General features: G+C 35.0%; 11 protein-coding genes. 5 read left to right on the top strand and 6 right to left on the bottom strand.

The genetic code is table 11. The features are described 5' to 3' along the window. Positions 1-17: 17 nt before the first annotated feature. Positions 18-974 carry a hypothetical protein gene (locus LB452_RS09360; RefSeq protein WP_224461476.1) on the top strand — a complete coding sequence of 319 codons (957 nt, stop codon included), beginning with the start codon at positions 18-20 and terminating at the stop codon, positions 972-974. A 1-nt stretch (position 975) separates the two neighbouring features. On the opposite strand, the gene LB452_RS09365 is transcribed toward LB452_RS09360, so the two are convergent. Then, positions 976-2,406, bottom strand: a complete 1,431-nt coding sequence (locus LB452_RS09365; protein WP_224461477.1) for an SDR family oxidoreductase — start codon at positions 2,404-2,406, stop codon at positions 976-978. Between the two features lie 3 nt (positions 2,407-2,409). Further along, complete coding sequence (locus LB452_RS09370; protein WP_224461478.1) at positions 2,410-2,835, bottom strand: hypothetical protein; 426 nt, start codon at positions 2,833-2,835, stop codon at positions 2,410-2,412. A 90-nt stretch (positions 2,836-2,925) separates the two neighbouring features. Here LB452_RS09370 and argS point away from each other — a divergent pair, with 90 nt between their 5' ends. Continuing rightward, positions 2,926-4,704: an arginine--tRNA ligase gene (gene argS, locus LB452_RS09375; protein ID WP_224461479.1), complete on the top strand. Its 1,779-nt coding sequence runs from the start codon at positions 2,926-2,928 to the stop codon at positions 4,702-4,704. Positions 4,705-4,859: 155 nt separating this feature from the next. On the opposite strand, the gene LB452_RS09380 is transcribed toward argS, so the two are convergent. The 4 genes from LB452_RS09380 to LB452_RS09395 all read right to left on the bottom strand — a co-directional run bounded on the left by LB452_RS09380 (position 4,860) and on the right by LB452_RS09395 (position 9,518). Then, a complete protein-coding gene (locus tag LB452_RS09380; RefSeq protein WP_224461480.1) occupies positions 4,860-5,798 on the bottom strand; it encodes a hypothetical protein in 939 nt (312 codons plus the stop codon). Positions 5,799-6,021: 223 nt separating this feature from the next. Next, positions 6,022-7,563, bottom strand: a complete 1,542-nt coding sequence (locus LB452_RS09385; RefSeq protein WP_224461481.1) for an acyl-CoA carboxylase subunit beta — start codon at positions 7,561-7,563, stop codon at positions 6,022-6,024. Beyond that, a complete protein-coding gene (gene accC, locus LB452_RS09390) occupies positions 7,556-9,022 on the bottom strand; it encodes an acetyl-CoA carboxylase biotin carboxylase subunit (RefSeq protein WP_224461482.1) in 1,467 nt (488 codons plus the stop codon). The genes LB452_RS09385 and accC overlap by 8 nt, the downstream gene beginning before the upstream one ends. 10 nt (positions 9,023-9,032) lie before the next feature. Beyond that, the gene (locus LB452_RS09395; RefSeq protein ID WP_224461483.1) at positions 9,033-9,518 is read right to left on the bottom strand and encodes an acetyl-CoA carboxylase biotin carboxyl carrier protein subunit; all 486 of its coding nucleotides are present in this window, start codon (positions 9,516-9,518) and stop codon (positions 9,033-9,035) included. 116 nt (positions 9,519-9,634) lie between these two features. Between LB452_RS09395 and LB452_RS09400 the strand changes: the two genes are divergently transcribed. The 3 genes from LB452_RS09400 to LB452_RS09410 are packed head-to-tail and all read left to right on the top strand — an operon-like array spanning position 9,635 to position 12,107. Beyond that, positions 9,635-10,573 (top strand): DUF302 domain-containing protein, encoded by a 939-nt coding sequence (locus LB452_RS09400; protein WP_224461484.1) that lies wholly within the window; start codon positions 9,635-9,637, stop codon positions 10,571-10,573. A gap of 60 nt (positions 10,574-10,633) precedes the next feature. Further along, positions 10,634-11,149, top strand: a complete 516-nt coding sequence (locus LB452_RS09405; protein WP_224461485.1) for a DUF4199 domain-containing protein — start codon at positions 10,634-10,636, stop codon at positions 11,147-11,149. 7 nt (positions 11,150-11,156) lie between these two features. Further along, entirely contained in the window at positions 11,157-12,107 is a 951-nt protein-coding gene (locus LB452_RS09410) for a glycosyltransferase family 2 protein (RefSeq protein WP_224461486.1), read from the top strand.

Raw genomic sequence — 12,107 nt, forward strand, 5'->3', positions numbered from 1 at the left:
AAGATGAATTTAATATTATGAAAAGAATCTTTTTACTGTTCGCGTGCAATGTTTTTTTGATGGGTTGTGATGATGGTGATATCATAGTAAGCGACTTTAATTTTGATGTGGATTCTGATTTAAATCTTTGTGAATTTCAAGGCAATCGTAAAGTGCTTCATATTGTAACTGAATCTAATGAAGCGATCTCTTTGACATTTGAACAAAATATTTTGGAAAATATTGAAGGCGTAATCCGTCCAGGTACATTTTCAGTTCCGATAAATAATTCCAACCGCATTAATTACAGACGATTGGACGCTACTGTAAATAGCGATGACTACTTCTGCCAAGAAATTCCACCAAGCAATCCCAATGTTCTTGAGGAGTTTGTGAGCACAAGTGGTGGAAGCGTTGAGTTTGAAATCATTAAAGTCTCTGGCCCAGATGTCGACACCGATGATGATGGCATTCCTGATGTTGATGAAAGTGGACCTAATAATGACATTTTCAACTATGATACCGATGAAGATGGCATTCCAAATTTCTTGGATAGAGATGACGATAATGACAATATTCCAACTATTACGGAAATCGGTGGCGAAAATGCACCAGATATTGCCCTTGATTCAGATGACGATGGTGTGCCAAATTACTTGGATCCAGATGATGATGGTGATGGTGTTATTACTCGCTATGAGGACCTTAATGCATTAGATCAGCGTAATCCTCCAAATCAGACAGATTTGAATCCTAGAGATGATGACAGTAATGGAAATGGAATACCAAATTACTTAGACCCGACTTCAACTGAGTCCCTTACCGTCGATTTCTTTAGAAACAACATCTTGTCTAGGCGATTCAACATTACTGTTGTTTTTAATAACATAACTTTGGAAAACGTCGATTCTGAACGTACAATTCGACTGAATTCACAAGGTTTCGGGATATTTCAAATTGATACTACTAATGAAACAATTGAAATTGAAAACTAACTTAAGATGCTTTACAAATTTGAGTCAACATTCCATTGAAAATAAAATAATGGAAAGGCAGCATAGAATACCAGTATAATCTTCCCTTGAGTCCTCTTGGTCTGAATGTAGCATCTTGGTGAACTACTCCGTCTTCATCTATATAGAATTCCAACCAGGCCTCTCCTGGAACTCTCATTTCTGCAAACAATAATAGTCTGCGTTCTTCTTTATCAGCCATAAGAACTCTCCAAAAATCAAGGGAATCCCCAGGATATATTTTATCTTTATTGGTTCTTCCCCTTCTCAACCCAACACCTCCAGAAAGCTTATCTATATATCCTCTTATTTTCCACAGTGTATTTGCGTAATACCAACCGTTTTTTCCACCTATAGCCCATATTTTATCCAGTGCTTTTTGGGGATCGTCTGCTTTCATAGATTGGTTATCGTGCAAGCAACCGTACTTGGGAACTTTGATGTATTTATTCAAATCTTTTTGTGAATAGCGGCTGCTCACTTTAGAATCTTTCCAGCTTGAAATAACTTGATTTTGTTCAATTTTCACAAAAGCCATTTGAATAGCTTCTTCGTAAGTGTGAGGCTGGATTCCTAAAATATCCTGTAATCTATGGTCTTTTGCAATAACGTTGATTCGCATGCTATCAACCAGATTTGCTGCAAGTTTATAAGAAGTTGAGGTTACGAAATATAACCAGTAGGAAGATAACTTAGGAGTCATTATTGGAACATTAATAATTGTAAGATTCAATCCCCTTACTTTAGCGTAACCCTTCATCATATCTTTATAGGAAAGCACATTTGGACCACCAATATCAAAAGAGTCGTTGTAAGTTTCTTCCTTACCTAATACGCCAGTCAGAAATTTTAATACATCACGGATTCCAATGGGTTGACATTTGGTGTTCACCCATTTTGGCGTAATCATCAAAGGGAGTTTTTCGCACAAATCTCTTATGATTTCGAAAGAAGCACTACCAGAACCAACTATGATCCCAGCTCTTACCACAGTGAGGTTGTAATTGCCTTTGTATAAAATACTTTCTACATTTTTTCTAGATTCCAAATGTTCAGAGAGATTGTCCTCATTCACGATGCCGCTTAAAAAAATAACCTGCTTTACGTCGGTTTCTTTCATGTAAGCATTAAAATTCTCTGCAGTGGTTTGCTCCTTTTGAGAAAAGTTAGAATTTGAACTCGTCATTGAATGCACCAAATAATAAGCTGCATCAATATCTTTAGGAAAAAGATTTGGTTTTACATCGTCCAACAAGTCCACTTCAATAATCTCAATTTTACTCTTAACGTCCTTGTCCACAGAAAGTCTGTCTGCACTTCTTACTGCACAAACAACCTCATGTCCAAGATCCAGAAGCAATGGCAAAACTCGCATTCCTATGTAACCATTTGCCCCTGTGAGAAGTATTTTCATAAATTAGTAATTTTCAAAATCGTTGGAGAAATTATCTGATTTGTATTTTAAAATCTTTTTCAAAAATTCATGATTTCTCTTTTCTTTAGCTTCAACCTTTATAAAATAATTGTCCATATAAATTGAATAAACCTTGGATTGTCCTTTGTATAATTTCAACTTATAGTAAGGAATTACAAGTGCATAAGTTTCTAATAAGGATCTGAAGGTTACAATTATTCCGTTTGGTCTCATTTCTACACCACAAACATTCAAATTATTATCTAAAATTAGAAGATTGTAAATTTGAATACTTGAAGAATTGATATTTAATTTTCCAGATCCAATTCCTCCTAGTTTTATTCTTTCCATGAAGGTGAATGGTTTTCCGACTTTATCTATGATTTGTTGTTTTATTTTGGGGCGGTTGTAAGAAACATTTAAAAGCATTTTTTTATTTGAAATATACTGAATTCCAAAGTCACATCTTGGAATGCCCTCTAATTTTTAGATTATCTTTGCAACTGAAACTCTATTAGCATGACCCTAGAAGCAAAAATTTCTAAACAACTCACTACTTTTTTACAAGAAACTTATCAAGTTGAAATAGAATCCTTTGAATTTCAACAGACGAGAAAAGAATTTGAAGGAGATCTTACATTAGTAGTTTTTCCAATTTTAAAATACATTAAAACCAATCCTGCCAAGCTAGGTGAACAAATTGGAGAATACCTTACAAATTCCTCTGACGAAGTTTCAAAATATAATGTTTTAAAAGGATTTTTGAATTTATCTCTGTCTGAAAATTTCTTTACAGAAATGGTTGATAACATTCGAAAGGACAAAAACTTTGGTTTCAAAGAGGTCACTAAAGACAGTGACAAGGTGATGGTTGAATATTCATCTCCAAATACTAACAAGCCACTACATTTGGGTCACGTAAGAAATAACTTGCTAGGATATTCAGTAGCTGAAATTCAAAAAGCAGCTGGAAAACAAGTTTACAAAACACAAATTATCAACGACCGAGGAATCCATATCTGTAAAAGCATGGTCGCCTGGCAGAAATTTGGTGATGGGGAAACTCCACAAACATCTGGAGTTAAAGGTGATCACTTGGTTGGTAAATACTATGTCGAGTTCGATAAAGCCTATAAAGCTGAAATTGAAGATCTCGTGCAAAAGGGTAAAATTCTTGAAGAAGCTAAAAAAGAAGCTCCCATTTTTGTAGAAGCTCAAAAGATGTTGAAAAAATGGGAAGCTGGAGACCCCAAAGTAGTTGAGTTATGGAAAACCATGAACCAATGGGTGTATGATGGTTTTGAAATTACTTACAAAAATCTGGGTGTAGATTTTGACAAGAATTATTATGAAAGTCAAACCTACCTTCTTGGTAAAGATCACATTAAAGCTGGACTTGAAAGTGGTGTGTTTTTCAAAAAAGAAGATGGCAGCGTTTGGATAGATTTGTCGGAAGAGGGTCTTGACGAAAAAATTGTATTAAGATCTGACGGGACTGCAGTTTACATGACGCAGGATATTGGGACTGCCATACAAAGAGTTGCAGATTATGACATCGATGAGATGGTCTTCACCGTAGGAAATGAACAGGATTATCATTTCAAAGTGCTGTTTCTGATTTTGAAAAAGTTAGGCTTTGAGTGGGCGGACCATCTATTTCATTTGAGTTATGGTATGGTAGATTTACCAAGCGGAAAAATGAAAAGTCGTGAAGGAAATGTTGTAGATGCAGATGATTTAGTTGATGAAATGATTTCTACCGCTAGAAATATTTCTCAAGACCTTGGTAAATTGGAGGGTTATGATGAAGATGAAAAAAATGAGTTATACAGAATGATAGGTCTCGGTGCGCTTAAATACTACATATTAAAAGTTGATCCAAAAAAACGCATTTTATTCGATCCTAAAGAATCTGTTGATTTTCAAGGAAACACAGGTCCTTTTATACAATATACTTATGCGAGAATTCAATCTATATTGAGAAAAGCAAATCTGGATTCCACTTCTTTAGATTTATCAACTTACACGTTTGATGTCAAAGAAAAAGCGCTTATAAAGATTTTAAATCAGTTTCCGGAGATAATTCAGCAAAGTGCAGAGCAGTATAGTCCCGCACTTGTCGCCAATTACGTTTACGATTTGGTAAAAGAATTTAATTCTTTTTACCAAAACATTTCAATATTGGGAGCCGATGAACTTCAACAAATTGAATTCCGGGTGGAATTGGCAAGATTGGTTGCTGAAGTCATAAAAAAGAGTTTTTCAGTGCTTGGAATTTCAGTTCCTCAACGCATGTAATTTTGAAAAATAATAATGAGTGTTTCTCTAGTATAGTCAGCAACGAGTACATATTAGCTTAATTTTAAGTTTAACTTTTATGTTTTTAAATATACCAAAACTTTCTGTTTAGCACATAGAAGCTATTGGCTATGCTAAGTGTTGCCTGTAGTTTTTTAATCAAAAAACCCCCTATCTTTTAAAATAGTTGATTTTTTTAATTCAAATAATTCATTCGGATAATTGCCATATAAAATCTTAACCTTCCCATTTTTTATTTCATAATAAGGTTCAGGATATTTTTCTTCAATTAATTCCAGATTTTCTTTTTTAAACTCAATAACTACTGGTTTTTCAAACTTAATCCTTCGTGGCTTTACGTGAAATGTGGAATCAATTTTTCTATAATCATGGGGATTATATGGTGAAGCCCATTTACCGTCTATAGTTTTAAATAATTCGTGATATTGGTATTTTACATGAATTAACTCCCCACAATAATCAGCAACATAGATTAGAACATTATCATAATCATCGTAACGTTCTATAGAAGCATGGTCGTATGAAACAAAATTAATAGTGTCCTTAGCATATTCGCCATGCAAATTTTCAAGTATTTCATATTTAGCTTTATATTTGGGATCCATTGGAATTATATTGCAATAAAAGATCTCATCTGCAAGCTCTACTTTTATTTTTTTTCCAATGAATGCATAAAGCATTCTAGGTTTTTCATCGCATGGAATATATTCAGTACAAACTTTTGGTTTTAATTCTATTCTTACACTATCTCTTTTAAATAAATCTGAAACGAGATATGATTCGATTATGTGTTTCCAAGACTTAAAAAATAAAGAGTCAGTCAATTTTACCTCTATTTCAAAATATCCATTTTCATCTGTTTTCACAAATAAATCTTCATTTTTTTTAATTTCTGATTGCTTATCATATTTTGATAAATCTGAAGAAAAACGTTTCAATCGAGTATCGTTAACTGAAATTTGAACTGCACTTTTATTTTCAAAAGTGTCAATTGCGACACCCTTTATCAAAACTCTTTGTCCAAAAGTACTTACACTGAAAATAAGGATAATAACAACAAATACATTTTTCATAAACTTAATATTTCAACTCTCAAATTAATACTGAATTTAGATGAGTATAAACAAAAATGAGAAGGTAGCTATTTTGATTTAGTTGCAAATTCTCAAACTACAGCAAACACGGGATAAGCCCATAGAAAGCATTGAGATTAATTAAAAAATTTAACCTTGAAGATTGAGTAACCAAACCTAAATGGAAAACTAAAAAAAGCCTCATTCCTGAGGCTTTTTAGATTTATAATGGAATATTTCCGTGTTTTCGTTTTGGACGCTGTACGTCTTTGTTCTCGAGCATAGCAAAAGCTTTTAGAAGCTTTCTACGTGTGTTCCTAGGCATAATGACCTCATCAATAAACCCTCTTTGAGCGGCTTTAAATGGGTTAGCAAATGTCTCGGCATATTCTGCTTCTTTTTCAGATAGTTTTAATTTAGAATCTTCTGCTTCTTGTATTTCTTTTCTAAAAATAATTTCTGAAGCGCCTTTTGCTCCCATTACTGCGATTTCTGCAGTTGGCCATGCAAAGTTAAGGTCGGCTCCAATATGCTTGGAATTCATAACATCATAAGCACCACCATAGGCTTTCCTGGTGATCACGGTAACTCTTGGAACAGTTGCTTCGCTTAACGCATAAAGCAGCTTAGCACCGTTCAATATTATTCCGTTCCATTCCTGGTCTGTTCCTGGTAAAAATCCCGGCACGTCAACTAGAACTAATAATGGAATATTGAACGCATCGCAAAATCTTACGAATCTTGCTGCCTTTTTGGAGGCATCGACATCCAAAACTCCAGCCAAGCTCATCGGTTGGTTGGCCACTACACCTACACTTCTTCCACCAATTCGTGAAAATCCCACTATAATATTCTCCGCATAATTTTTATGAACTTCAAAAAATGAATCTTCATCGATGATACCTTTAATCACCTCATGCATGTCATAAGGTTTATTTGGGCTATCCGGAATAAGCGAATCCAAATTTTCTCGAACTTCATCTTCAAGATCAACAGGAAAATGCTCCGGAGTTTCAGTGTTATTCTGTGGTATATAGCTGAGTAAAACTTTGATGTGTTCCAGACATTCTACATCATTAACCGACGTAAAATGCGTCACACCAGATTTTGTTGAATGCGTACTCGCTCCACCAAGTTCTTCAGAGGTGACTTCTTCGTTGGTAACGGTTTTTACCACATTGGGACCAGTCACAAACATATAACTTGTATTTTCTACCATGAAAGTAAAATCGGTCATCGCCGGTGAATACACAGCACCACCAGCACAAGGTCCCATAATGGCTGAAATTTGTGGAATTACACCTGAAGCCTGTACGTTTCTGTAGAAAATATCGGCATAACCACCCAAAGAACGAACACCTTCCTGGATTCTGGCTCCTCCAGAATCGTTGAGTCCAATAATTGGTGCACCTACTTTCATGGCATGATCCATGACTTTACAAATTTTCTCTGCATGAGTTTCTGACAAAGCACCACCAAACACAGTGAAGTCCTGAGCATAGACATATACCAATTTATTGTTCACGGTGCCGTAACCCGTCACAACACCATCACCACAATAAATTTGATCCTGCATCCCAAAGTCTGTAGTTCTGTGCGTAACAAGAGCTCCCATTTCTTCAAAAGAACCTTCATCAAGAAGATATTCTACGCGTTCTCTGGCAGTAAGTTTCTTTTTTTCGTGTTGCTTGTCAATTCGTTTTTGCCCTCCGCCAAGTTTGGCTTGCTCTAGCTTATCTTGAAGTATTTTTATATTTTTACTCATTGGTTTTAGATTCTGATGTTACTTCTGGTAATCGTAATTTTCTCTGGTCCACCTGATATTGTCTCATAGCCATCAATGCTGCTAAGTAAGCTTCTTCTTTTGCTTCTTCTTCAAGAATTTCTGGTGTGTAAAAGTTTTTGACAAAGTGAGTATCAAAGTTTCCAGATCTAAAAGCTTCATGATTAAAGACAAACTTTCCAAAAGGAAGTGTTGTAGCAACACCCTTCACTTCATAGTTATTGATTGCTTCAAGCATTATATGCAAAGCTTCTTCTCTACTTGCTCCATAAGTAACCAATTTAGACAACATGGGGTCATAATAAATAGGAATTTCCATTCCTTCTTCAAACCCATCATCTACGCGTACTCCTTTTCCGCTTGGTTTTCTGTAACGTTCCAAAACTCCAACACTAGGTAAGAAATCATCGGTAGGATCTTCAGCATAAACTCTAAGTTCTAAAGCATGACCATTTATTTTCAAGTCCTCTTGTTTGATTCTTAAAACTTCTCCTCTTGCGATGCGTATTTGTTGTTCAACTAAATCTACTCCCGAAATTAATTCAGTAACAGGATGTTCCACTTGAAGACGCGTATTCATTTCTAAAAAATAAAAATTCTTCTTCTCATCCATCAAAAATTCCACAGTACCAGCACCTACATAATCACAAGACCTTGCAACATTAATAGCTGCTTGCCCCATTTTCTCACGTAACTCTGGGATTAATATTGTAGACGGAGCTTCCTCCACTACTTTTTGATGTCTTCTTTGCACGGAACATTCACGTTCGAACAAATGCAGAACATTACCGTGAGTGTCGGCAAGAACTTGAATCTCTATATGTCTTGGAGATCCTACGTATTTTTCAATAAAAACAGCTCCATTTCCAAAAGCAGATTCAGCTTCACTAATGGCGCGTTTCATTTGTTCTTCAAGTTTGCCTTCTTCTTCAACGACTCGCATACCTTTACCACCACCACCAGCAGATGCTTTTATAAGAATAGGGTATCCTATTTCTTTAGCAATAGCTTTTGCTTTTTGGGGATCTATAATAGCTTCATCGATGCCAGGGACCATTGGTATATCATAAGATTTTACAGTTTCTTTTGCAGAAAGCTTATCTCCCATGATTCGGATAGCGTGAGATTTTGGTCCTATAAACTTCAAGCCGTTTTTCTCTACTTTTTCTGCAAAATCTGCATTTTCACTCAAGAATCCGTATCCAGGATGAATCCCGTCCACTTGGTGTGCTTTTGCAATTTCAATGATTTTATCTCCTAATAAATAAGATTGGTTGGACGGTGCCGGACCTACACAGATCGCTTCATCTGCAAATCTTACATGTGGTGCGTTTCTATCGGCTTCAGAAAAAATAGCAACGGTTTTGATTCCCATCTGTTTGATAGTTTTCATTACCCTCAATGCTATTTCTCCTCGATTAGCAACTAATATTTTTTTCATATTAATTTTATTATTCCATTTCAATTAAAACTTCATTTTTACCTACGGTTTTGCCTTTTTGGATATTAATAGATTTTATAATTGCACCCCGTGGAGCCATTATAGTGTTTTCCATTTTCATCGCTTCCAAAACCAGCAAATTATCTCCCTCTTTCACCTCTTGCCCAACTTCTACCATGACGTCCAGAATCATCCCTGGCATTGGTGCTTTTATTTCATTGATGACTTGATTGGCAGACAAAGAAAGTCCCATATCTTTTATGAGGACATCGAGTTCGTTTGAAATCTGAACTTGGTAAAGATTTGCATTAATTTTTACAGTGTACGTTCTGTTCAAAAAATCTGAAGAGACAATTTTAGAGATTACGGACTTATCGTTTACAAGCAGATGATGTGATCCAGAAGTAGTTTTCTGAACGTCCAAGTTTTGAATTTGTTCTTGTTCAAATTCAAACTCATGTACATCATTCACTTTAGCTTTTAGCAAATGTTTCATGGTTTTATAAAGTTTGAGGGTAAATATAAAAGATTTTAAAAGCATCTCCTTTATATATTCAATCAATTACTGATATAATAGCCTGTATTTTGGTAGTTTTGTAAAAAAAAAATTAAATGCTACGTACTCCACTATTATTAATACTTACAATATTTTTCGGTTTCTTTATTTCTTGCAAAAACAATTCTGAAAAAAAAGACATATCAAAAATTGATGAAAACATTTCGCCTGGATTGATTTTTACCAAGACCGATGATTTAGATAAAGCTTCTAAAGATTTTAAATCCTATGTAGATACTGATAGAACTTTACAAGTTTCAACAGAAATAAATCACTCACAAAATGCTGCAGATGTAGATCTTAAATTAGATTTCAATCAAGTTTACTTTATTGACAATGCAAGATACAGTGTACCGTTGATAGATGAGAATCCTTTAATGGCCTTAGAATTCCCGATAAGAATAGGATTCTACAGCATCAACGACAATCAATATGTAGTTGCCAGAAGTGAAGATTATTTTATGAACCGCTACAATTTAACAGGTAGCGCAGCATTAAGAAGTATTGGAACGCTTTCTGAAACATTTTTGAAACAAAGTTCTAAAGCGGCTTTCACTCAAGACTCCCCAATTGACTCCTTGAATACTAATGGAATACGATCGGTTGAAAGTTCAAAACCATATGATCAAACTGTGGCTTCCATAAATGAAATGATAGAAAACAATGAAGATCTCACTCTTTTTGAATCCAAAGATTTTTCAAAAGATGCTGAAGAAATTGGTGCAGAATTGAAGCCTCTCCATTTGTTCATATTTGGAAATCCAAAAATGGGAACAAAATTGATGCAGCAAAATCAAAACTTTTCTATTGACCTTCCTTTAAAGGTGCTTGTGGAAGAAATTGAAGATGGAAAAGCTTTAGTTCATTTTCAAGATCTAGCCTTTACATCTCAATTGCATTTAGAAGAATTTGAGGATAATCTACCTGAGAAAATCACGAAAAAACTAGAAGAAATGCTGCTCGAATCTGTTTCTGGCGAAAGTAAAAGTAAGTAGATTTACAAATAAAACTGAAAATATAGGCTATTGCGTATATTTGACTTTTAAAAGTTCATCATGCAACAAGAAGATCTTCCAGTAAAACCATACGCCATAAATTATGGTGTCATATTCGGTGCCTATTCGATACTTATGTTGGTATTGCTTTATGCTTTCAGTTATGAAACCAATACTGTAATTTCAGTTCTGAATTTTATCATTACTGCAGCCATAGTGTGGTATGCGATTCATGTCTACAAAATTGAAAATGATGGACAAATTGACCTGACTACGGCAATTAAAATAGGACTAGCTGTTGGAGTGATTGGAGGATTGATTTATGGCTTTTATACCTATATCCATTACGAGTTTGTTGAACCAGAATACATTACTGAAATGAAAACCAGTATGGAAGCAGAGATGGAAGCTCAGATTGAACAACAACAAATGAGTAATGAAGAAGCCGAAATGACCAGAAATATGTCTGGAGTTTTTGCTTCGCCTTTTGTTTTGGGAACAATCGGCTTACTTTCCATTATTTTCAAAACTTTTCTGGTAGGACTTATTGTAGGAATGATCAAACGAAACAATTGATAAATGTATGGATTTATCGATAGTAATTCCCCTTCTCAATGAATCTGAGTCTTTAAGAGAACTTCATCGCTGGATTGAAGAAGTGATGAAAAAGCATGGGTTTGATTATGAAATTATCTTCATAAACGATGGAAGTACTGATGAATCCTGGGATATCATAAAAACACTTTCTTCTGAATTTGATAGCGTCAAAGGGATTAATTTCAAGACTAACTACGGAAAATCTCAGGCACTTCACGCAGGGTTCAGCGAGACTAAAGGAGATGTTGTTATTACCATGGATGCAGACTTACAGGACAATCCAGAGGAAATTCCGGAATTATACGATCTCATTGTAAAAGAAGACTATGATCTCATCTCAGGATGGAAAAAGAAAAGATACGATTCAGTAATTTTTAAAAATCTTCCTTCCAAACTTTTCAATAAAGCTGCCCGATGGACTTCAGGATTAAAACTACACGATTTTAATTGTGGTCTTAAGGCCTACAAAAATGAAGTCGTTAAGCATATCGACGTCAATGGAGAAATGCACCGTTACATCCCGGTTCTTGCAAAACAAGCTGGCTTTACCAAAATTGGTGAAAAGGTAGTTAAACACCAGGCAAGGAAATATGGAAAAACCAAATTTGGAGCAGAGCGCTTCATCAACGGATTTTTAGATCTGGTAACATTGTGGTTTTTTGCAAAATTCGGTAAACGGCCAATGCACTTTTTTGGTGCCGTAGGGGTTTTGATGTTTTTCGTTGGATTTTTATCAGCCTTATGGATAGGAACTTCCAAACTCTATAAACTTTGGAACGGTCTGCCAAATATTCTTGTGGTGGATAATCCTTGGTTTTACATAGCTTTGTCGGCTATGATAATTGGTGTCCAAATGTTTTTAGCTGGATTCATAGGTGAATTACTTCTTAAGACAAAACACCAACAAAAACGATATTTAATTTCTGAAAAAATATAA

Source organism: Psychroflexus longus (assembly GCF_020164595.1).
Lineage (GTDB): Bacteria > Bacteroidota > Bacteroidia > Flavobacteriales > Flavobacteriaceae > Psychroflexus > Psychroflexus longus.